Consider the following 22637-nt stretch of genomic DNA (forward strand, 5'->3'; position numbering starts at 1 on the left):
TCCCGCAATGGAGTTTCGAGCCAGCAGCGCACTCTGTGTAAAAATATACATAGATATACCGCAAGACGCATCCCCCTATTTAGGGGGTAAGAAAAAGCCTAACGGTAAAGAAAGGGCTGCAACTAGCACTCAATTTCGAGGGCGGACTGAAAAATCAGGCTAGGCTTTGGCCCAGACACAGCAAAGCACTGGGGTGAGAATTAAAGCTGTCAATTAAAGTAATAAGCGCCGGATATCCGCCAATAGTTCGCCCATATAAGTAAAGAACTGACCAGCATCCACTCCATTTATCGCACGGTGATCATAGGATAAAGACACCGGCAACATTTTACGCGGCACAAACTCGCTGCCATTCCAGTGCGGCTTAACGGCAAGTTTCGACACCCCCATAATAGCCACTTCTGGCGCATTAATAATAGGTGTAAAACCGGTACCGCCAATACTTCCTAAACTGGAAATCGTAAAGCAGCCTCCCTGCATATCAGCAGGTTTCAATTTACGCTGCTTCGCCTTTTGCGCCAATTCCGCAGATTCTGCCGCCAGTTCCCACAGTGACTTTTTATCAACATCCCTAATCACCGGTACCACCAAGCCAGCCGGGGTATCGACGGCAATACCGATATTGATATATTTTTTGAAGATCATGGTCTCGCCATCGGCACTTAGCGATGCGTTAAACTTCGGGTAAGTGCGCAGAGCCAAAGCGGCCGCTTTCAGCAAAAATGGCAGGGGTGTCAGTTTAACGCCGTGCTGCTCACTTTCTTTTTTCACGCTGGCGCGAAAATCTTCTAGGTCACTAATATCCACATCATCGAACTGAGTCACATGCGGCAGATTCAACCAGCTGCGGTGCATATTTGCCGCCGTCAGTTTGGCTAGCTTACTTGTCGCCTGCACATCGATCTCACCAAACTGGCTATAGTCGATATCGGGGATAGCGGGAATACCGGCACCGCTTGCCGCTCCAGCAGACTTGCCAGTAGCGAGATCTTTAACAAATTTTTGTAAATCTTCTTTGAGAATACGTCCACGTGGGCCGGTGCCCGTGACCTGCTCTAACTCTAAACCAAATTCACGCGCCAATTTTCTAACCGCAGGTCCGGCGTAAACATCGGCGTGGCTAACGACGGTGGGCGCGGTCGGCTCCGACTTACTCAGCACAGGCGCCGGTGAAGCGGCCGGAATCACTGATTTCTCTGCAGTTTGAGCAGCTTTTTCTGGCGCTACTGCTACAGTTTTTTCAACTTCAAGCTGCTCAGCGGAAGATTGATATTCGATTTCCGCGATGATGCTACCTTGTTTGGCGCTGTCGCCGACTTTAATGGCCACCGACAAAATCTTACCGCTATGTGGGGAGGGAATTTCCATAGAAGCTTTGTCAGACTCTAACACCACCAGCGAATCACCTTCGCTAATTTCATCACCCTCAGTGATGCAAACTTCTATAACCTCGACTTGCCCATCGCCACCAATATCGGGTACTTCGATGGTTTCGCGCTTGAGACCCGCAGAAGCCGATTTTTCATTTTTTGCCGAAACGGGCTCAGCCTTAGCAGCAGCTTCCGATTCTGAGGGCTCAAGCTCTGAGGTTTCTCTAGCTTCAGCCTTTTCAGCAGATTGCGCCTCGGTACTATCGACAGCGGCACCCGCCTCTACTTCAAGTTCTAGAATCACATCACCTTCACTAACCGTGCTGCCGTCCTTAATACTAATACTAAGTACCTTGCCGGCCTGTGGCGAAGGAATTTCCATCGAGGCTTTATCAGACTCTACAACCACCAAAGAGTCTTCTTTAGCGATGACATCACCAACTTTTACACAGACCTCAATGACATCAACCTCACCGCCACCGAGATCAGGAATTTTTACCGTTTCTTTAGCCACAAATAAATCCTTCTTAAACGATTAGCTACACAGCGGATTGGATTTATCCACGTCTAAACCAAAAGCCTTAATCGCTTTTGTCACTTCGCTTAGGGCCAGCTGGCCATCGTCGGCCAAGGCTTTTAGTGCCGCCACCACAATATACTGGCGATCTACTTCAAAGTGCTGACGCAACTTCGCCCGGGTATCAGAGCGGCCGTAACCATCAGTACCAAGCACCACATAGCGAGACTCAATATAGGGCCGCAACTGCTCACCATAGGACTTAATATAGTCTGTGGCGCAGATCAATGGTCCCTGCTTGCCGCGCAACTGCTCAGTCACATAAGGCAGCCGGGGCTCACTTTCTGGGTGCAGCATATTCCAGCGATCGCAATCTAAACCATCGCGGCGCAGCAGGTTAATACTGGTAGCACTCCAGACATCAGAATCAACTTTATAATCTGCCTTGAGTATTTTTGCGGCAGCTTCTACTTCTCGTAAAATAGTGCCACTACCCATCAGCTGTACTTTCAATTTGGGCTTTTTAAGCGCCGATGGCGCGAGACAATATAGGCCCTTGATAATACCTTCGGCGCTGCCTTCAGGCATATCTGGGTGGAAGTAATTTTCGTTCATGACGGTGACGTAGTAGAAGACATTTTCCTTATCTTGATACATCCGCCGCATACCATCTTGAATGATGACAGCCAGCTCATAGGAATAAGTCGGGTCGTAAGACACACAGTTAGGAATCATATTGGCCATTAAATGACTGTGACCATCCTGATGCTGCAGGCCCTCACCATTAAGCGTGGTGCGCCCTGCGGTGGCGCCAATTAAAAAGCCCCTAGCCTGAGAGTCACCGGCGGCCCATGCCAAATCCATGATCCGCTGAAAACCGAACATAGAATAAAAAATGTAAAATGGAATCATCGGATAATGATGATTGCTATAGGAGGTGGCCGCAGCCAGCCAAGCCGAGAATGCACCCGCCTCGGTAATACCTTCTTCGAGTATCTGGCCTTGTTTATCTTCTTTGTAAAACATGACCTGATCTGAATCATGGGGGATATAACGCTGGCCCTGGGAGGAGTATATGCCCAGCTGACGGAACATGCCTTCCATGCCAAAAGTACGCGCCTCATCCGGTACAATGGGCACGATGCGAGAGCCCAATTCTTTATCTTTTACCAAACTGGACAGCATGCGTACAAAGGCCATGGTAGAAGAGACTTCACGCTTACCAGTGGACTTGAGTTGGGCGCTAAAGATGTCGATCTCGGGCGTTTTTAAAGCCTTAAACTCCGCCTGTCTGGCCGGTAAAAAGCCGCCAAGCTTTTCACGACGTTTACGCATATACACCATTTCAGGACTATCTTCGGCCGGACGATAATAAGGTACTGACTTTAAGTCGTCGTCACTTATAGGCACGCCAAAACGGTCACGGAATTTTTTCAGTTCTTCTAAATCGAGCTTCTTAACCGAATGGGCTTCGTTCTGAGCTTCACCGCCCTCACCCAAGCCGTAACCCTTAACGGTCATAGCTAAAACCACAGTCGGCCGACCTTTAGTTTCCATGGCCTGTGCGTATGCTGCATAGACTTTATAAGGATCGTGGCCGCCGCGATTAAGATACATAATATCTTCGTCTGACAGGTCTTTGACCAACTCCAGCAACTCTGGATATTTGCCAAAGAAATGTTTACGAGTGTAAGCACCACCATTGGCTTTGTAGTTTTGCAACTCACCATCGACCACTTCGTTCATGCGCCGACGCAATAAGCCAGTGGTATCTTTTTCTAATAATTTATCCCAGTGCCGCCCCCAGATAACTTTAACGACATTCCAACCAGCGCCGCGGAAGACACCTTCTAATTCCTGAATAATTTTGCCGTTGCCGCGCACCGGCCCATCAAGGCGCTGTAAATTACAGTTAACGACAAAAATGAGATTATCCAAACTTTCGCGGCCAGCCAGCGCAATAGACCCCAATGATTCGGGTTCATCACTCTCGCCATCACCCATAAAGCACCACACCTTGCGATCACCATGATCGACCAGTCCACGGCTTTGCTGGTATTTCATTACGTGTGCTTGGTATATCGCTTGGATGGGACCCAAACCCATACTGACAGTAGGAAATTGCCAGTAATCAGGCATCAGCCATGGATGGGGATAAGACGATAAGCCCTTACCATCGACTTCACGCCGGAAACTATCTAACTGCGTCTCATCAATTCGGCCTTCAAGGTAGGAGCGGGCATACATACCCGGCGAGCTGTGGCCTTGGTAGTAAATTAAGTCAGCCTGTTCGCCACCACGGAAAAAGTAGTTAAACCCCACGTCGTACAAGGTAGCGGAGGAGGAAAAGCTGGAAATGTGACCGCCCAAACCCTCGTTATTATCATTGGCGCGCATCACCATGGCCAAGGCGTTCCAGCGGATCATGGAGCGTATTTTACGTTCCATGAACAAGTCACCAGGCATACGGCGCTCATTACTCGGCTCGATGGTGTTACGAAAAGAAGTGGTTATCGCAGAGGGAAGTTCAGTGCCGGCACGCGCTGCGTGTTTGGCCAGCCTTTTCATCAAAAATGCCGTACGCGCGCGCCCGCCATTTTTTAATACGCCATCAAGGGCTTCTAACCACTCTTGGGTTTCTTGGGGGTCTAGATCTTCGCGCAAATCATGATCTTGATACATACACCGTCCTTTCCAAATACAGTGGGCTGCCCAGACCAGCAAGCATTGTGCTTAGATGTGTTCCGCTTACAACTGACTCACCGGAGAGCGATCAGCTCCGGGTGCTTGGAATCAGCCTGTGAGTGACGGTTATCACCTGGCCTAGTGGGTCAAACGCGAGCCTTTTGAGCCTACGAACACCCGAATACAGGAGTTATCAACTATGCTCAAACCCTGATTTACAGGATTTGAGCGACAGAAATTCTCACAGCTTTTTAGCCATAAATCAACTAAATGCAACTATTTTTTATATGAATCATTTGTTGCGCAGTCATTATAGACTGTATCAAAAACAAGGGCTTAGGCCCCGCTATAGACCACCGCCAAGGTATCACTCAAAACGATATGCCGGCAAGGCAGCCTTAAATTGGTCGGGTTCTCCACTCGCATTACCAATGGGCACGGCCTGCGGCCACTTGCCACTATTATAGACCAACAGCGCGCGCTGCCCGGTCTCACCAAGATCACGTTGGGTCAGCGCCAACCAGTCGCCATACTGTAAATCACCTAGCGCCTCGACTAATTGATCTCGGCTATTAAATTCCGGATAGTTGTCCAGCAAGTCCTGCCAGTGACGTCCAGCAGCATCCCACAAATTTTCTGGCTGCTCGGCAAGACGCAGGGACAGGCTAGCCTTATGTTTTTCAAAGCTTGCCTCGTCAACGCCGGCCTTTAACCACTGCTGGATATAAGTCGTAATCTCGTTTTGCACGGATGCGGGATCTAGCACCGGCGATTGAACTAAAAATATCAGGCCTGCCACGTCGCGCTGAGGATATACACTAGCGCTAACAACATAGCCCAACTGCTTGGTAGTCCGCAGCTGATGGTAGAAATCGGCGCTTAACATTTGCGCCGTTAAACCCATCGCCACCCTCGCCTGCAGGCCACTAGTCGCGCTCTGTAAATACATCAATACCGCGCTGTCGTCGTGTTCTGCTGCTATCTGTCTCACTAAGCTCCCCACCGGAAGGTGAGTAATAAATTGTGCCGGTGAACGTGTTTCTAGTGTCATGGGCAGCGCCGCATCTACCAGCCCAGCTAGGGATCTTGCGTCTGCCTCACTAAAGTTACCATCTACTAGCATACGTAAATGCAGATCTTTCATCACGCTCGCCACATGGCTGGCCACCGCAGACATTTCTGCCTTTTGGGTTGCCGCCTCGTGTGCGCTCAAACCCGGCGTTTCCCGGCTCAACATCCGCGGCAACTCGGCAATCACTTGTTGGTAAGGTGACTGCCTACGGGCGTTTTCAAACTGCCGCAGACGCTGCGCTTTCAAACGGCTAAACCGCGCTTGCTGCCATTCCGGGTTTTTCAACACCTGCAGCAGCTCGCGCAATAATTCACCCTGTTTCTGGTTAAATCCACCAACACTGAGTTGAACACCGCGCCAGCCTACCGACACATTAAAGTCCAAGCCCGCCAGCTGTGCGGGATAGGAAAGCTCGTTGAGCTGGTCTTTCACCATCTGCAGCCACAAATCGCTTTTTGCCCGCCGCTCAGCATCCGCTGCCACTTCCTCGGATTCAAGTAACAAATACACTCGGCCCTTTGGCAATTCAAAGGTGTCATCAGTATTCAGCCATAGCTCTACTGGCGTATCGGTAAGCAATTTAGGGATGGCAGAGCCATCACCTTTCTTGAGACTAAAATCTGAGGCAACAAAATTATTTTTAATTGGCAGCCCTAAGCCTGCAGTATTCGCAGAGGTCCACCCGCTTAATTGCTCAGCAGTGATGTCGCGCACACCATACGACACCTGATAGCGCGGTATCTCGAACTCGGTTTCCACGCCCGGGGCAACCAAACTAATAAAACTATTCTCTGGCGTCATGACTTCAAGAAATTCCGCTAACAACCCGGGGCGATACTCATCCATTAAATAAGGACCGCTCAATAATTCCCGCGCGGGAAATTTTTGAAGACCCATCGACAACTGCACGACTTCATTAATAGCAGCTGGCTGCGCTCGGAACATAAACTCCTGATTTGCCAAACCCGCCTGCTCGTTAAAGCGCCACTCTTCAATGCCCTTAGCCCGCAGCAGCGCAATGCCCTCATAAATCAGACCGGCAATCTCATCCACATGTTTAAGACCGGACTCCGTCAACGCAACGTCAACGCCAAACAAAGCACCACCCTGATAATCAAAACTCTGTCCAGCACGCAGGCTATCTGCCCAACCCCGAGCTTTAAGCACCGATAACAAGCTACCACTGCCTTCATGACCCAGAATATTACCAATGTAATTCAAGGGTTTGACATGCCAATACCGTTCAGCATCTGGCACGGGAAAATTTATCGATAAGGAGCGGCGATTTTGCACCGGCTGAATATTTATCCACCGCGGCAAGCTGCCCGCCGTGAACAAAGCTTGCTCAATGGGCGCAAGATCCCGGCCACGATTTTTTACCCCAGCAAACTTGGGCAGCACCATGGCCTCTAACTGATCGAGTGATTCACGACCGATCACCGTTAGAGTCATAATATTGGCTGAATAATTCTTGTCGTAAAACGCGAGCAACTGTTCGCGCAACGCGACTTCATTATCACTGCGCAAGGTCTCGAGATTGCCGACTGAAAATTTAGCAAAGGGATGATCTTGATTAATCTGCGCCTTAAAGACCGCCAACTCTCTGCGCCCATCATCACGTATACGAGCCCGGTATTCTGAGTTCACCGCATTCACTTCACGCTGAACATATTCGGCATTAAACAAAGGTCCGACAAAAAATTGCGCGAACTGATCTAGTGCCGGCTCTAAGGAATCTGCACTAATATCGAAAAAATAATTGGTATGTTCAAAAGAGGTAAAGGCATTGTGACTGCCACCATTGGCGGTTATATACGCTTGATATGCACCGGCCTCTGGGTATTTTTCAGTACCGAGAAACAACATATGCTCTAGGAAGTGGGCTAAACCTTGGTAGTCCTTAGGATCTTGTCGACTGCCAACATTAACATCTAGCGAGGCTGCCGCCTTATCGGCGGCCGAGTCTGAGATCAGCACGACTTTTAGGCCATTTTCCAATTCCGTGTAGCGATATTCTCGCTGATCACTAACGGGCTTTAATACTGCACTAGTATCCCGACTATTTAGCCAGTCAGAGCCCAGCCAGCTACACGCCGCCAACTGAAAGAAAATGACTATCAAACCCACTGATTTTAAATATCTCACAATCCTTCCCTTACCTCATTTGAGTATTAGATATCGCCTGATTCGCCTAGCAGCATGTCGTTAGGATGCAATTCTGGTGTTTTTGGGCGGGGCCAAGCATATAAAATCGCTTTTACTAGGGTTGCCAGGGGAATAGCAAAAAACACCCCCCAAATACCCCAAATACCCCCGAATGCCAGCACCGCCACAATAATGGCCACCGGGTGCATATTCACCGCCTCGGAAAACAACAACGGCACCAAGACATTTCCGTCTAGGGCTTGAATCACACTGTAGACAATGAACAAGGTTAAAAACTCCCCACCCCAGCCCCATTGAATGAAACCCACCAACAATACCGGCAGGGTCACCACCGCCGCACCGATGTAGGGAATGACAACTGAAAGGCCGACAGCAAGGGCTAGCAAGGCAGGGTAATTCAAACCAATGACAACAAAAGCGACATAGGAAACCACCCCAACAATTACAATTTCAACCGCTTTACCGCGCACGTAGTTGGCCACCTGCACATTTGCTTCCGCCCAGACTGCTTTTAATAACGGCCGCCTACCCGGAAGAAAACTTGCCATCCAACCCAATATGGTTTCTTTGTCTTTCAGAAAGAAAAATACCAGTATGGGTATAAGAACGATATTGATCATGACACCCAAGACATTGGGCAACTGGGCGATCGAGAAAGACAATAAATACTGCCCAACCGAACCCAGCTCCTTGCTCGCCAAGGCCATCCATTCTCGAATCTGTTGCTCAGTAAACATTTCCGAGCGCTGCGGCAAGAGCAACAGCAAATGCTGCAATTGACGCAGCATGACCGGCAACTCCTGAAACAAGTTGGTTAACTGCTGCCAAACCAGGGGCAGTAAGACCACCAACACCCCAAAGAAAATAGTCACAAAAACCGTATATGTAATTGTGATGGTCAGCCACCGAGAGACACCCATACCAATGAGTCGAGCCATCAGGCCTTGCATCATAAATGCCAGCACAATACTCGCCATAATCGGCACCAAGACATTTCCCAAGGTCAGCATTAGCAGCAAGCAAGCGACAATCAACAAGAGCAGAACAACCGTCTCTTCTTCTGCAAACAGGCGATCAAACCATGAACGAACGATACCCAGCATGACTGAGGTTCCTATTGGGTTGGTGATGTGAGTTGGGCAGTGTTACTTCTTTTTAAATAGATAGCGATAAGTACCGGCATTATCTTCACTTAGCAGCAAGGCATGACCGCTTTGCTTAGCAAACACCTCGAAATCTCTGACAGACCCGACGTCTGTCGCCAACACTTCAAGCACTTCGCCACAGGCCATTCGATTGAGTGCCTGCTTGGCTTTTAACAATGGCAGAGGGCAATCTAGCCCTACTGCATCTAAAAAAACATCAATATCAGTCATAATCCCCGTGCATAACATGATAAAAACGCTAGTATAGCTCGCCACGTCACCAGCCCCAAGCTAGCACTTTTACAGAATAAGAAGGTCATACGCTAGTACGCTCTTGTATGATCAAGACTCAATCCTGATTTTAGCGATGTAAGGGATATACGATTGACAGTGTTTAAACATTTACTCGGTATTGCTTTGTTGCTGAGCGCAAGCTTCAGCCTAGCCGATAACAGCTCATCAGATAATTTACCTGATCTCGGGGACGTTACCGCATCGCGCTACTCCGCCCAACAAGAGCACGACTTGGGCAGGATGTGGCTGAAAATGTTCCGCAATAGCGTGAAAACTATAAATGATCCTCTCATGCAGGACTATATCGAGTCACTGCTGTACCAACTGGTCTCAAACAGCGAATTAAAAGACCGCCGCCTTGAAACTGTGGTGGTCGACAATCCCACTATCAACGCATTCGCGGTACCCGGTGGAGTCATTGGCGTACACAGCGGCTTATTTCTCAATACCGACAACGAGGCACAGCTTGCCGGCGTTCTCGCCCACGAAATTGCCCATATTAGTCAGCGGCACTTTACCCGCTCACTAGACAAATCTGCACAAAGCACAATTCCAACTCTGGCGGGCTTACTCGCCGGCATCATACTCGCGGCAACAGCCGGTGCTGATGCCGGTATCGCCGCTATCACCGCCACCCAGGCAGCCGCCCTGGATAGCCAGTTGCGCTTTAGTCGTCAAAACGAGCAAGAAGCCGACCGCTTAGGTATGGAGACACTCGCTAAGTCCGGCATGGACCCCAGCGCTGTTCCAGCCATGTTTGAAAATATGAGCAAGAACCTGCGCTATGCCCGATCTAAGCCGCCGGAGTTTCTGCTCACTCACCCACTAACTGAAAGTCGCGTCAGCGACAGCAAAAATCGCGCTCGTCAGTATCCAAGAAGGGTCTACGTCGACAATCTCAATTACCAACTGATGAAAATGCGGGCCACCTTGTTTCACAGCCATAATGCTGAGGATCAGCTTAAAAACTGGTCCGAACCTCAAAACGTTAACGGCGAAGCCTATCGCTACGGGGTGGTCATTGCTTTAATAAAGTTGGAGCGCTGGGACGAAGCCAGAGAAAAACTCGAACCGCTGCTAAAAGATGGCGGCAATCGAATTGCCTATCGGATCGCCGAAGCTGACATCCTTATCGGGAAAAAAGAGATCGACAAGGCAATCGCCCTGCTAAGTGGCTTGTTAACCATCACCCCAGGCAACCATCCTTACACCATGGCGCTTGCCGATGCCTTGCAAGCCGCCAATAGCTACGATGCGGCCGACCTGCTACTCAGCAAACAAACACGCGAGCGATCAGAAGATCCCGATCTATGGTATCAGCTTGCAGAAGTTCGTGGCTTAGCCGGTAATATTCTGGGAGTGCATGTCGCCCGCTCAGAGTATTTTATTCTTGTCGGCCAATTTGAGCGCGCAAAACAACAGCTGCGCTACGCTTATGAGCGCACAGCTAGCAATCATATTGAACAGAGCCGAATCAGGCAGAGACTAAAAGACATTGCCGACATGGAAGAAAAGCTGAAGAAACTATAAATACCGGGCAAATTATAAATGGGAAAAAGGGCAAGCGTCATCTGAAATAAAAAGGCCGCTTAGTTCAGCGGCCTTAGATTTCATTTGGTACTGGATGCTGGCGACGATTAACGCTTGCCGGCGGCAAAATCCAACATCCGAGTGAGAGGCTTCATGGCCTGCACACCCAACTCTGGATCTATAAACACCTCATTTGAACCGCTTTCTAATGCCGCGGCCAAGTTATCCAAGGCATTCATTGCCATCCACGGACAATTTGCACAGCTTCGACACGTTGCCCCGCTGCCAGCGGTAGGCGCAATAATAAATTCTTTATCTGGCACCAACTGCTGCAGCTTATAAAAAATACCTTGGTCAGTTGCCACAATCATTTGCTTATTTGGCAGGTCGCGAGCGGCATTAATAATTTGCGTGGTTGATCCCACCATGTCACCTAGCGCAACCACGCTGGCAGGTGACTCCGGATGCACCAGTACCGCTGCATCTGGATAAACTTGTTTAAGGTCTAAAATACCCTGCGCTTTAAATTCTTCGTGAACGATGCAAGCACCATCCCATAGCAAGACATCGGCGCCCGTCTCGCGGCGAACATAATCGCCTAAATGCTTATCTGGGGCCCACAATATTTTCTGGCCTTCGCCGTCCAAATAATCCACAACATCTAAGGCAATACTGGAGGTGACAACCCAATCAGCGCGAGCTTTTACGGCCGCCGAGGTATTGGCATACACAACCACCGTCCGGTCGGGATGGGCATCACAGAAAGCAGCAAACTCTTCAATAGGGCAACCAATGTCCAAAGAGCAGGTGGCCTCTAGGGTCGGCATTAACACCCGTTTTTCTGGCGACAATATTTTTGCGGTTTCGCCCATAAACTTTACACCGGCAACCACCAATGTAGACGCGTCGTGGTCGCGACCAAATCGCGCCATTTCTAGGGAGTCAGACACGCAGCCACCCGTTTCTTCAGCTAGCGCCTGGATCTCGGGGTCGGTGTAGTAATGCGCCACCAAGACAGCATTTCGCTCAACAAGAAGGCGTTTAATTTTTTCACGCAAAGCCGCCCGCTCGTCAGCAGGTACCTGGGGTCGGTCATGCAACTGCGCCAAATGTTCGCGAACCACCTGTTGCGCTGAAGCTTGTTCCACCATAAATCCATCTCTTTGTCGCAGATACTCGGACGCGGAGTTTAACAGATTTGATGACGGCAATCCCAGCGCTAAGACCCACGCAAATAGCACTCTCTGTCATCAAGACCGAAGTTTAGCGGTGGTTTAAATGCACAATTTTTTATTCTAGCCAAGCTCGAAACACCGTAACATCAAAGCCAAAATCCATAAAAATACTTAAATATCATAGATATACGAAATAAAAACCCAAAAAATCACCTGCCGCGCCACCCATTAAATCTTAGTAAACAACTGTTGACAAACAGGCTCGCCGCAACTATTGTGCACACACGTTCACTAAAATGTGAACATACGTGTACTAACAATTTAAAACCACTGTGTTGCAACTGCCAAAACGCGCAATAAACACAGTTAAAGGAGAAGATATGAGCCTTGCCACTACAACATCCCGCAGCGCATGGCGTCGTATTGTCGATACGCCGATCATTAACGCGCTTGCAGCGCCCCACGGCATTGGTCGCTATCTCGAGGTGATCAATCCGATGTGGTCCCTAGATAAAAGCCGAATTCCCGCACGCATAAGCGCCATTACTGCAGAAACTGACGATAGTGTGAGCATCGAGCTATCGCCCAACGGCGAGTGGACTCACTTCCAGCCGGGACAATTTGTTCAAGTCTTTATTGAGATTGATGGTCGCCAACACAGCCGCAGCTACTCTCTTAGCAATAGCGCCTACAGCCGCAAACCGCGAATCACTGTCAAGGCGCATGATGATGGCTTTGTCTCTAAATACATCAATACGCATTTAAAAGTGGGAGATCGCATAAACATCTCATCTGCGCTAGGCGAGTTTGTGCTGCCTGCGCAAATTCCAAACGCACTGCTTTTCATTGCGGCTGGCAGTGGCATCACTCCCATGATGGCGATGTTAGAAACCCTGCTAGAGCACCACCACAGCGGCGCCATCACCCTGCTCTACTACAGCCGAAATAATGCAAGCTGCATATTCCGCCGGCGCTTAGAAGACTTGGCAAAGAAGCACAGCAACTTTTCATTATTCTTGGTGTTTAGCACTAGCTCAACACCGCAGACATTGCGCGGCCACTTTGATCAGAGTCATTTGCTCAGCGCGATCAGTTCAGAGAATGGCCTTGCAGAGCACACCGGCGCTATCACATTGCCGCTAACGTATGTCTGCGGTCCTGAAGGTCTAATTGACAAAGTAAGCGCCGAATACGAACTTTTGGGACATAGCGATAAGTTGCGCAGTGAGCGATTCAAGGCGCCCACCTCGCAAGCCCCCGGCGAAGCGAGCGGCAGCATTGCCTTCAAGCAAAGCCAGCAGATCATTGATAACGACGGCCGCGCGCTATTAGACCAAGCTGAGGACGCCGGCTTAAATCCACAATCAGGCTGTCGCATGGGAATTTGCCATACCTGCAGCTGCCTCAAAACCAGCGGCACCGTCCGCAATATTAGCACCGGCGAATTAAGCCACGGCGAAGAGCATATAAGACTCTGTGTTTCGCAGGCACTTGGCGATGTCGCCCTGTCGATTTAATGACCACAACAAACACCAATAGCAGCTATTTAAGGGGTAAACCCATGACTAAAATTACACTTAATGAAGACCAACTCGCCGCCTTTGGCAACGAGATAGACGCCATAAAGCAGAGCGCCTTAAAGCAACGCGGTCAAAGAGATGCAACGTACATAAAACGAATTGTATGGATTCAACGAGCGCTGGCTATCGGCTCTAGAATCAGTATTTATGCTGCATTGCCATTTTTACCTTCACTGGGCTTATCGGTCGCTAGCTGGCCGCTGTTCTGGATCCTAATCGGTCTCGGCAGTATCGGCCTGGGCGTGGCCAAAATTCTAGATAATATGGAAATTGGCCACAATATTATTCACGGTCAATACGACTGGATGGGCGATCCACGCTTCCATTCCCAGCACTACGACTGGGATACAAACTGCCCCAGCGATCAGTGGGCACACTCACATAATTATGAACACCATACCTTTACCAACGTGCTCGGCAAAGATCGTGATATTGGCTATGGAATATTACGCATGGATCCCAGCCAACAGTGGCATCCGGCCTATTTGGCAAACCCGATCTACGCCACTCTTTTAATGTTGTTTTTCGATACCGGTGTAGCCCTTCACGATGTCGAAATAGATAGCCTACGCTCAGGTAAAAAGACATTTCGTGAGACCTGGCCAAAACTAAAACAGTCACTGCGTAAAACCGCAAGAATCTTTAGCAAAGATTTTATTCTTTTTCCCGCCTTGGCTGGCCCGCTGTTTCCCATCGTAATGGCGGCAAATGCCGTGGCCAACCTCATTCGTAACATTTGGACCTTCACCATTATATTTTGTGGTCACTTTCCTGCCGAAGTGCATACATTCCCGGAACATGTCTGCGAAAATGAAACACAGGGACACTGGTATTACCGTCAACTGCTTGGCTCAGCCAACCTTGAAGGTGGCAAGCTCTTCCATATCATGAGCGGCAATTTGTCTCATCAAATTGAGCACCACCTGTTTCCAGATGTACCCGCACATCGCTATGCAGAGCTTTCCGTAAAAGTGCGCAAGGTGTGTGAGAAGTACGACATACCCTATAACACTGGCCCATTGTGGAGCCAGTACGCCTCGGTTTGGGCGAAGATCTTTAGACTTTCTCTACCCCAGCAGAACACAGCTACTGCCATTACCGCGTAAGCTAAAACCCCAGCCTGATAAATCCTCTGCTGGTCACATCCAGCAGAGGATTGTAAACTTAGCTGCTAGTTCCTGAGCGCCGCCAATAGCAAAACTGTGAAAGCGTAAGTGAGTTTGGCGAAGGTATCCTTCTCGACCAAGAATCCGGTAACACTATGAGTCGTCCCCAAAAGCGTCATCGCAGCCATGGCGATACGCTAATCAACACTCGACAGGCATTATTAGAAGCGGTTTTAGAGCTGATAAACCGCGACAAAAGCTTCGACGGTATCAGCCTGCGTGAAGTTACCCGTGAAGTAGGTATTACTCCGGGCGCCTTTTATCGACATTTTCCAGATATGGACAGCCTCGGTTTAGAACTGGTCACATCGTCGTTCAGCACGCTGCGCACCATGCTAATAACGGTACGTGCCAACCCCATCCCAGAAGAATTAATTATCCGCCGGTCCGTCGAAACCTTTATCACCTATGTGCGCGCACATCGGCGCCAGTTTCAATTTATTAGCAGAGAAGCCTCCGGTGGCGTTGCCATTATTCGCAATGCTATCAACGACGAATTCAAACAACTCGAAGTCGAACTCGCAAGCGATTTATCGAGGTTAGTAAGCAGTGAGAGCTGGAGCGAAGAAGACTTACAAATGCTGGCTAGCTTGATGATTGGGTCGATGATTCAAATCGTCACCCAACAGCTGATGGGACGACCACGCGGTGAAGACGACGCCGAATTAATTCTCAAAGCCGAAAAACAACTGCGGCTTATCGCTCTGGGTGCAAATGCCTGGCACAGCACGAGCAGCAAGAATGACGCTTGATGACCAAGACCCCCAGCTGTTGATCGATGCCGTAAATCAGATCATGCCATTTGGCAAATACCAAGGTAGGAAATTACTAGAACTACCGGAGCCCTATTTAGTATGGTTTCACAAACAGGGGTTCCCAGCAGGAAAGCTGGGGAATCAATTAGCGCTAATGTACGAAATCAAGCTTAATGGCCTTGAAAATATGCTGAGACCATTACTGCGCTAAACTCATGAAATTTATCGATGCGCCTCAGCACCTCTAAGAAACAAAAAGCTGCTGATAGCTCAGCGACCATGGCTTATCAACTCGCCAAAAATCCATTTTTCAGCATCTCTGGTCTAAACTCTCGAATAATATCTCTATCTGGCTCTAGTAAGGCTTCATTTTTGCCCTCGTAATATATCTCTGACAGAAGATCTTTAATCAAATTTATTCTGGCTTCTTTTTTGTCATTGGCTCGAACCACAATCCAAGGGGCTGACTGATTATGAGTCCGGCTTAGCATCTCATTTCGGGCCGCACTGTAATCGTCCCAGTAGTGCTGAGCTTCACGGTCTATCGGACTAATTTTCCAGTGTGACAGCGCGTCTCTCTCCCGCGCCGCCAGACGCTCGTGCTGCTCCTCTTTGCTGATATCGAGATAGTACTTGCGTATCTTAATCCCAGACTCAATTAGCATACTCTCCAAGGGTTCTACCATCGCGAAAAATTGCTCAAGGTCTGAGTCAGTACAGAAACCCATAACACGCTCAACACCAGCTCGGTTATACCAGCTGCGATTGAAGATAACGAACTCCTGTGATGCTGGTAAATGCGGCACGTAACGCTGAAAATACCAAGTATTGAGATCTCGTTCTGATGGCTTCCCCAAAGCCACAACCCGGGTTTCTCGTGGACTCAAGTGCTGGGTTATTCGCTTTATAACACCATCTTTGCCGGCGGCGTCTCGGCCTTCCATAATGACCAGTATTCGATCGTCGCAGGCAATCAAGTGACGATGTAGTTTCACCAATTCAATCTGTAAAGCGCGCAGGGTCTGCTTGTAGTTTTCCATGGTATTAACCTAATTATCTGATATTACTAACTAAGACGTTTTAACAACGATATCGTGTAGTATTTCGCCGGCCAACGCGACTCGATCTGCCGCGTTAGACATATGACGATAGACTTCTCGACGCTTCATGATTTCTAAAATAAATTGAACGCTAGCAGCAACCGCTTGACGCTCGGGCACATCAAGAGGCTCCAATAGCACCTCCAAGTCACTGGCATCCAGCCGATGGGCATCCGTTAGTGTTGCCATATAGTGGTTAGCATCAAACAATTCGACTAAGGCCGCGCGATACAGGTTTTCGATTTTACGTTCTGTTGTCCGTGCGCGATCCGCGTCGAGTTTTGCCTGTTCGGGCATCTTCTGTAAGGCGCTATACCCGGAATGCAAAGCACGGCTTCCCTCATCGAGCAGAACAGCCATGGCAAGAGTGTGCTCATCTGGGGGCAAGCCAAGCAGATACATTTCGCGCACCGTAGTCTCTGCATAGCTAAGCACATCATCAATAGCTGTTATCGAGCGATAAATATCCTCACGATCAATGGGCGTAGAAAAAGTCTGATGCAAGGCCTCCAAATTACGTTCTTTAAGGCGACCGCCCTGCCTCTCAAATATTCTTGTTTGATTGGCATAATTCTCATCCCCCGTGCGCATATAGTTAAGCAGGGACCCTGAACATTGAACCGCATTTTCACACTGCGCCACGAGTAGCGAAAAGAAATCCTCTGACTTTGGTAAGAGCCGTGAGGCAAACTTCTTCAGCAGGGAAATAGCTTCTTTTTCCGCCATGTCACCTCCATGATTTATCCAAACCTGATAATTAAAGTGCCGAGCTAAGGAGCTCAAAAAGTCCATATATGACAACGCCGAACAGTGCCGTAAAAGGAATAGTCACCAGCCAAACCATGACAATTTCCTTGGCCTTAAACCACCTAACAGCGCGCGGGTGCTCAGAGGCACCCACGCCCATAATAGCGGTGCTAACCACATGAGTCGTCGAGACCGGCCCGCCAAAGATAGAGGCGCCGAATATCACCGCGGTAGAGGCAAGTTGCACATCAAAGCCGTGCAAGGGGCCAAGCTTGTAAATGCCAAACCCCACGGTGCGCACAATACGCCAGCCACCCAGCAAAGTGCCTATAGTAATACTAGCAGCGCTCACCAAAATGACCCAGAAAGGCACACTGAAGTCACCAAGAAAGCCACCGAGCACCAGCATCAGAGTAATGATACCCATGCCCTTTTGTGCGTCGTTGGTGCCGTGGGCAAAGGCTAAGGCAGCGGCGGTGACCCACTGTGCCCGCCGTAGTTTTTTATTTGCACTGGGGGCTGCCGCCCTCAGTATAAGCCGCATAAACTTATGCAGAATAAAGCCCATGGTAAAACCGATAAGTGGCGATATCAGCAGCGCCGTGATTATTTTAAACACCCCCACTAGGCGACCTTGGCGGATCTCATCTAAACCCCAATGTATGTCACTTGCATTCGCGCCCATTAGCACCGCGCCAATTAAGCCGCCTACCAGGGCATGAGAGGAAGAGGAAGGCAGGCCAACCCGCCATGTAAGAAGATTCCACGCTATGGCGGCCAACATGCCGCAGCTCACTATGGAAACCGAGACCAGCTCCGTAAGACCGCTTAGATCAACAAAGCCGCCGATGGTGTCAGCGACAGCGGTTCCCCCGAGTATGGGTCCGAGAAAGGTAAATCCACCCACCAGTATTAAGGACTGCGCCGGCGTCATTGCCCGGGACGCCACCAAGGTGGCAATCATATTGGATGCATCGTGCATGCCATTGGTGAAGTCAAACACGATGACAACTAGAATAGAAAATATGACTAAGACGAGTATAGGTTCCATATCCAGCTATACTACTCCCTGCAAACCAAGCCGCGCGATACAATCTACCGTGATCGCGCTATTTAGAACCATCAACTATATAAGACTAGCCGAGCAACGATACGCCGCGCCAAGGTAATAGCAGCCGACTTTAGCGATGCATTAAAAATGATAAGTTATCCCCAGCAATCCCAGCTTATACTGCTCGGTCAGCTTTTTTTGACCATAACACCCTAGGATCACTCAACTCTTGATAGCAAAACAGACAGCCCATTGAAAGAAAGAATCGATAATTTTATCGCCCCACCCTGCAACGAGAGTATCGACATTCTTTATCAGGATGAACACATACTACTTATCAATAAGCCCACCGGCTTGCTGAGCCTCTCGGGCAAGAATCCCTTAAATAAAGATTCGGTGCATTTCCGCATGCGCAAGATCTTCCCAGATATCACCTTGGCGCATCGTTTAGACTTTGGTACCTCTGGGATCATGATTTTGGCCTTGAACAAGGCCATCAACGCCAAGCTGACTAAGCAGTTCCAATGCCGCAGTGTGCAAAAAACCTATCTAAGCGAATTATTCGGCCATATCGACGAAGACAGTGGTGTTATAGATGCGCCGATTGCAAAAGACGCTGAGAACTTCCCCATGGTCAAAATCTGTGAACAATCGGGTAAGCTCGCTCAGAGTCACTTCCAAGTGATCGCAAGACTAAATAATCCAACTCGCAGTCGAGTGCTCTTCACCCCCATAAGCGGTCGCACTCATCAACTAAGAATTCATAGTCTTGCCATTGGCCACCCTATTCTGGGCTGCGATTTGTATAAAAATCAGCTCTCAGAAAACTTAGCCTCAAGATTGCTATTACACGCCGACTCCTTGGAGTTTGACCATCCTGTAACGGGCAAAAGAATGTCATTAAATTGCCCATGCCCGTTTTAGCACTAATTGCAGATTGAGAGTATTTAATACTCGCAATAGGCGCCAGCTGGTTGCAATGCGTTTAACGCGAAGGCAGCCCGCCCGTTTAAATCGCCTATCACGCTAATAGGGATTACAGCGCAGCACAACCTTGCCAGTAATTTCGGCGCTATCGATGCGCTTATGCACCGCCTGGGCTTGATCTAGATCGACAATGGCGTCAATCTTGGGCTGCAAATGCCCTTGCTTTAATAGAGCGAACAAATGACTCACATCCTCCTTGAACTCTTGGGGGTGTTTTTTACGCCGGTTTTGAATATTGTAAAACTGACTCTCCTTACCATTGGGTAGCATCCGCCACCCTAGCAGTAATTTGAAAAAGCCCCAGAGTAAGGACGGCACTTTCTCTTCGCCGGTGGTTAGCTGCAAAGCACCAAAGCCAATCAGTAAGCCACCACGCTTGAGGCAGCGATAAGATCTTGACCAATTGCGACCGCCAATCGTGTCAAACACCACATCGACACCCTCGCCAGCAGTGAGGCGTTCTATCTCAGAAACAAAGTCGTCTGCCCGGTAATCTATGGGCTCCGCCCCCAATGCGCGAACTGTGTCGTGCTTAGCCTTTGAAGCCGTGCCGTACATTTTAAGACCTTGCAGCCGCCCCAGCTCCAGCAACCCTGTACCTACTGCGCCCGCCGCAGCATGGACTAGACAAGTGGAACCCGCTGGCAGCTCCCTAATCCGTGTCAGCATTTGGTAGGCCGTGGTATACGACAAAATCATCGCCACAGCCGCCGCCGGATCCAAGCCATCTGGGGCGGCAATCAATGAGTCCGCAGATACACATAGATACTGAGAATAGCCGCCTATAACCGGCATGTCCGCCACATACTGCCCTAGCTTAAAATCAGTAACCCCCTCGCCCAAGGCATCTACAACGCCAAACCAATCATAACCAGGAATAAATGGTGGTTTATCCTTTATGCCGTAATACTGACCCTGCCGAACGATGGTGTCTGTAAACCCGGTTCCAGCAGTGAGCACTTTTACCCGCACTTCGCCACGCTTTGGCAGCGGCAAAGAATCTTCTACCCTTAATTTTAGAACCTCAGGCCCACCAAACTCGGAGACCTCAATATAGTGATACGATGTGTTATTGACCATTGCGCAGTCCCTGACGATATAAAGCATTGATAATACCCTGATCACGGCACAAAAAACGCTTACCATCGCCATGTAGCCGCATTACAAGCCTTGCCAAAGTTCTCCTTTACAAGACACCTCAGCACACGCAACTAGAACAGCAGCACTAGCCGCGAAGTCGCATTGTTCCCGGCCCTCCAAACGTACAACAATCCGCAGGCGAAAATTAGAAGCCGAACCGAAAAACCGCGAGTATAAACACCGAGATCTGTGTTACTAGACATTGGTGACGGCCTACACTTTCCTTAAGACACGCATCCCCGCCCCTATCAATGAATGCTTTTTTTCATAAATTGCATAGTAATAACCGCCTCTGGTTTTAGAGCAACTGCTAGACTAAATGACACTATGGATTAAATATTTTACTACGTCATGCGCGCTGAATTCAGACAGCCTAAGAGTGAACTGTCGACTTTAACGTAGTAAATAGTTGATTTAGTTACGCAGTATTCACAGAAAATAACTTAGTCTCGACTCGACCCTATTAAAAACAGATATCAATGATATTACACAGCTAACAAGCTAGCTTTCTACGCCTGACAGCTATTTTATAAAAACCAAAAAATCAACACGCCTAAACAAGAACCCTTATTAAAAGGCGATTATCAATCATTGAGGTTACTATAATGAACACCGCACTAAATGAACCGCTACAAAAATATGATGACGCCAGTGCTATTAGAGATATCTTAGATCAGCAACGAGATAGTTTTAACTTAGATGGCTACCCCGATATAAAAATTCGACTGAACCGCTTAGATCGCTTAGCGAAATTACTTAAAGAAAACAAAGTCCTTATTTCTGAGGCTATATGCAGCGACTTCAGTAATCGCTCAAATTTTGAGAATGTGGTTTTTGATGTACTGGCGGTATTAGAGAGTATTAAGTATTTGCGTAAACGCACAGCTGGCTGGATGAAGCCAGATAACCGTGGGGCAAATTTCCCTCTTAACTTATTCGGTGCCAAGGCCCAAGTATTTTATCAACCATTGGGAGTAATCGGCATTATGGCGCCGTGGAATTTCCCTTCAAATCTCATCTTTTCGCCGCTGGCGAATGTCTTGTCTGCTGGTAACCGAGCTATTCTTAAACCCTCTGAAGTCACGCCGGCTACGTCCGCGTTGATTGCTGAGCTGGTGCCAAAGTATTTCGCGGCGGAAGAGGTGAGCGTGGTAACTGGAGGTCAAGAAACATCCGCAGCCTTTAGCGCTCAGCCTTTTGATCACCTAATCTTCACCGGAGCGCCGTCAATCGCAAAGCATGTTATGCGCGCGGCAGCTGAAAACCTCGTACCCCTAACCCTAGAGCTAGGTGGTAAGTGCCCTGTCGTACTAGGCCGCGACGCCAATATGAAAAGTGCTGTCGAGCGAATCATGACATTCAAAACCTTGAATTCCGGTCAAATCTGTCTCGCGCCTGATTACACATTTATGAAGAAAGAACAGGTTCCCGAATTTATCGAGCTCTGTAAAAAGTACGTAAAGGACACATTTGGCACACTCTCCACTAACGATGACTATTGCTCCATTATCAACCCACGTCATCGCGCAAGAATAGTCGGCTACCTAGATGATGCAAAGCAGCGTGGCACTGAAATCATTCCCTTAAGTGATGACATCGGTTTAGAAAAGCATGCGGACCACCACAAATTAGCGCCAAGTTTGGTGATCGATCCTGCGTATGACAGCAAGATCATGACAGAGGAAATATTTGGCCCCGCGCTGCCAGTTAAAACCTATGAAAATATTAGTGAAGTTATCGACTATATAAACGCCGGCGAGAGACCACTTGCACTCTACTACTTCGGGCATTCCAAGCAAGAGTCAGAGCTACTTAAAACTAATACCACGTCTGGCGGAATGGTTGTGAATGATGTCGCCGCCCATATACTTCAAGACAATCTGCCTTTTGGCGGTGTCGGCAATAGCGGCATGGGCTGCTATCACGGCTTTGATGGCTTCCGTCAGTTCAGCCACGCCAAGGCGTATTATAAGCAGGGGGCGATTAGCCTGACCTCTTTTCTAAAAGCGCCGCGATCGAATGCGGTACTTAAAGTATTTGAAAAGATTATGGGTTGAAGCCCCTAATTAGCATATGCAAACGCCGACTATAAGTCGGCGTTTTTGATTGTAAACCACGATAATACAGCGCAAGGAAAGCTTGGCGATAAAAAATTTA

At 48.8% G+C, this 22637-nt stretch carries 17 protein-coding genes; 7 read left to right on the top strand and 10 right to left on the bottom strand.

What is annotated here, in order from left to right:
• Positions 1–213 precede the first annotated feature (213 nt).
• The 5 genes from aceF to AB4875_RS14620 form a co-directional block, all read right to left on the bottom strand.
• Positions 214–1884 carry a dihydrolipoyllysine-residue acetyltransferase gene (gene aceF, locus AB4875_RS14600; RefSeq protein WP_368376794.1) on the bottom strand — a complete coding sequence of 557 codons (1671 nt, stop codon included), beginning with the start codon at positions 1882–1884 and terminating at the stop codon, positions 214–216.
• A 21-nt stretch (positions 1885–1905) separates the two neighbouring features.
• Entirely contained in the window at positions 1906–4551 is a 2646-nt protein-coding gene (aceE, locus tag AB4875_RS14605) for a pyruvate dehydrogenase (acetyl-transferring), homodimeric type (protein WP_368377088.1), read from the bottom strand.
• Positions 4552–4939: 388 nt separating this feature from the next.
• The gene (locus AB4875_RS14610; RefSeq protein WP_368376795.1) at positions 4940–7789 is read right to left on the bottom strand and encodes an insulinase family protein; all 2850 of its coding nucleotides are present in this window, start codon (positions 7787–7789) and stop codon (positions 4940–4942) included.
• 26 nt (positions 7790–7815) lie between these two features.
• A complete protein-coding gene (locus AB4875_RS14615; RefSeq protein WP_368376796.1) occupies positions 7816–8913 on the bottom strand; it encodes an AI-2E family transporter in 1098 nt (365 codons plus the stop codon).
• A 42-nt stretch (positions 8914–8955) separates the two neighbouring features.
• Positions 8956–9186, bottom strand: a complete 231-nt coding sequence (locus tag AB4875_RS14620) for a sulfurtransferase TusA family protein (protein ID WP_368376797.1) — start codon at positions 9184–9186, stop codon at positions 8956–8958.
• Positions 9187–9345: 159 nt separating this feature from the next.
• Here AB4875_RS14620 and AB4875_RS14625 point away from each other — a divergent pair, with 159 nt between their 5' ends.
• A complete protein-coding gene (locus tag AB4875_RS14625) occupies positions 9346–10779 on the top strand; it encodes a M48 family metalloprotease (protein ID WP_368377089.1) in 1434 nt (477 codons plus the stop codon).
• 107 nt (positions 10780–10886) lie between these two features.
• On the opposite strand, the gene nadA is transcribed toward AB4875_RS14625, so the two are convergent.
• Positions 10887–11930 (bottom strand): quinolinate synthase NadA, encoded by a 1044-nt coding sequence (gene nadA, locus AB4875_RS14630; RefSeq protein ID WP_368376798.1) that lies wholly within the window; start codon positions 11928–11930, stop codon positions 10887–10889.
• A 404-nt stretch (positions 11931–12334) separates the two neighbouring features.
• On the opposite strand from nadA, the gene AB4875_RS14635 reads away from it, so the two are divergent.
• The 4 genes from AB4875_RS14635 to AB4875_RS14650 all read left to right on the top strand — a co-directional run bounded on the left by AB4875_RS14635 (position 12335) and on the right by AB4875_RS14650 (position 15666).
• The gene (locus tag AB4875_RS14635; RefSeq protein ID WP_368376799.1) at positions 12335–13471 is read left to right on the top strand and encodes a ferredoxin reductase; all 1137 of its coding nucleotides are present in this window, start codon (positions 12335–12337) and stop codon (positions 13469–13471) included.
• Between the two features lie 44 nt (positions 13472–13515).
• On the top strand, positions 13516–14640 hold the full coding sequence (locus AB4875_RS14640) for a fatty acid desaturase family protein (RefSeq protein WP_368376800.1): 1125 nt from the start codon (positions 13516–13518) through the stop codon (positions 14638–14640).
• Positions 14641–14795: 155 nt separating this feature from the next.
• The gene (locus AB4875_RS14645) at positions 14796–15452 is read left to right on the top strand and encodes a TetR family transcriptional regulator (protein WP_368376801.1); all 657 of its coding nucleotides are present in this window, start codon (positions 14796–14798) and stop codon (positions 15450–15452) included.
• Complete coding sequence (locus AB4875_RS14650) at positions 15442–15666, top strand: DUF3820 family protein (protein WP_368376802.1); 225 nt, start codon at positions 15442–15444, stop codon at positions 15664–15666. Before AB4875_RS14645 ends, AB4875_RS14650 begins: the two co-directional genes overlap by 11 nt.
• Before the next feature lie 76 nt (positions 15667–15742).
• Here the strand turns inward: AB4875_RS14650 and ppk2 are convergent, their stop codons facing one another.
• From ppk2 to AB4875_RS14665, 3 genes are read right to left on the bottom strand one after another with little or no spacing between them, the layout of a single operon-like run.
• Positions 15743–16495 (bottom strand): polyphosphate kinase 2, encoded by a 753-nt coding sequence (gene ppk2, locus AB4875_RS14655; RefSeq protein WP_368376803.1) that lies wholly within the window; start codon positions 16493–16495, stop codon positions 15743–15745.
• Between the two features lie 30 nt (positions 16496–16525).
• Positions 16526–17281, bottom strand: a complete 756-nt coding sequence (locus tag AB4875_RS14660) for a DUF47 domain-containing protein (protein ID WP_368376804.1) — start codon at positions 17279–17281, stop codon at positions 16526–16528.
• Between the two features lie 31 nt (positions 17282–17312).
• Complete coding sequence (locus tag AB4875_RS14665; protein ID WP_368376805.1) at positions 17313–18353, bottom strand: inorganic phosphate transporter; 1041 nt, start codon at positions 18351–18353, stop codon at positions 17313–17315.
• Positions 18354–18605: 252 nt separating this feature from the next.
• Here AB4875_RS14665 and AB4875_RS14670 point away from each other — a divergent pair, with 252 nt between their 5' ends.
• The gene (locus AB4875_RS14670; RefSeq protein WP_368376806.1) at positions 18606–19277 is read left to right on the top strand and encodes a pseudouridine synthase; all 672 of its coding nucleotides are present in this window, start codon (positions 18606–18608) and stop codon (positions 19275–19277) included.
• 102 nt (positions 19278–19379) lie between these two features.
• Here the strand turns inward: AB4875_RS14670 and AB4875_RS14675 are convergent, their stop codons facing one another.
• Positions 19380–20420 carry a medium chain dehydrogenase/reductase family protein gene (locus AB4875_RS14675; RefSeq protein ID WP_368376807.1) on the bottom strand — a complete coding sequence of 347 codons (1041 nt, stop codon included), beginning with the start codon at positions 20418–20420 and terminating at the stop codon, positions 19380–19382.
• Between the two features lie 665 nt (positions 20421–21085).
• On the opposite strand from AB4875_RS14675, the gene AB4875_RS14680 reads away from it, so the two are divergent.
• Complete coding sequence (locus AB4875_RS14680; RefSeq protein WP_368376808.1) at positions 21086–22537, top strand: coniferyl aldehyde dehydrogenase; 1452 nt, start codon at positions 21086–21088, stop codon at positions 22535–22537.
• The last annotated feature ends 100 nt before the right edge of the window (positions 22538–22637 follow it).

The sequence above is a fragment of the Zhongshania sp. R06B22 genome (assembly GCF_040892595.1).
Classification (GTDB): domain Bacteria; phylum Pseudomonadota; class Gammaproteobacteria; order Pseudomonadales; family Spongiibacteraceae; genus Spongiibacter; species Spongiibacter arctica.

Coding starts and splice junctions, on each gene's coding strand:
- AB4875_RS14615 (WP_368376796.1), bottom strand. CDS start 8,913: ATGCTGGGTATCGTTCGTTCATGGTTTGATCGCCTGTTTGCAGAAGAA.
- AB4875_RS14620 (WP_368376797.1), bottom strand. CDS start 9,186: ATGACTGATATTGATGTTTTTTTAGATGCAGTAGGGCTAGATTGCCCT.
- nadA (WP_368376798.1), bottom strand. CDS start 11,930: ATGGTGGAACAAGCTTCAGCGCAACAGGTGGTTCGCGAACATTTGGCG.
- AB4875_RS14635 (WP_368376799.1), top strand. CDS start 12,335: ATGAGCCTTGCCACTACAACATCCCGCAGCGCATGGCGTCGTATTGTC.
- AB4875_RS14640 (WP_368376800.1), top strand. CDS start 13,516: ATGACTAAAATTACACTTAATGAAGACCAACTCGCCGCCTTTGGCAAC.
- AB4875_RS14645 (WP_368376801.1), top strand. CDS start 14,796: ATGAGTCGTCCCCAAAAGCGTCATCGCAGCCATGGCGATACGCTAATC.
- AB4875_RS14650 (WP_368376802.1), top strand. CDS start 15,442: ATGACGCTTGATGACCAAGACCCCCAGCTGTTGATCGATGCCGTAAAT.
- ppk2 (WP_368376803.1), bottom strand. CDS start 16,495: ATGGAAAACTACAAGCAGACCCTGCGCGCTTTACAGATTGAATTGGTG.
- AB4875_RS14660 (WP_368376804.1), bottom strand. CDS start 17,281: ATGGCGGAAAAAGAAGCTATTTCCCTGCTGAAGAAGTTTGCCTCACGG.
- AB4875_RS14665 (WP_368376805.1), bottom strand. CDS start 18,353: ATGGAACCTATACTCGTCTTAGTCATATTTTCTATTCTAGTTGTCATC.
- AB4875_RS14675 (WP_368376807.1), bottom strand. CDS start 20,420: ATGGTCAATAACACATCGTATCACTATATTGAGGTCTCCGAGTTTGGT.
- AB4875_RS14680 (WP_368376808.1), top strand. CDS start 21,086: ATGAACACCGCACTAAATGAACCGCTACAAAAATATGATGACGCCAGT.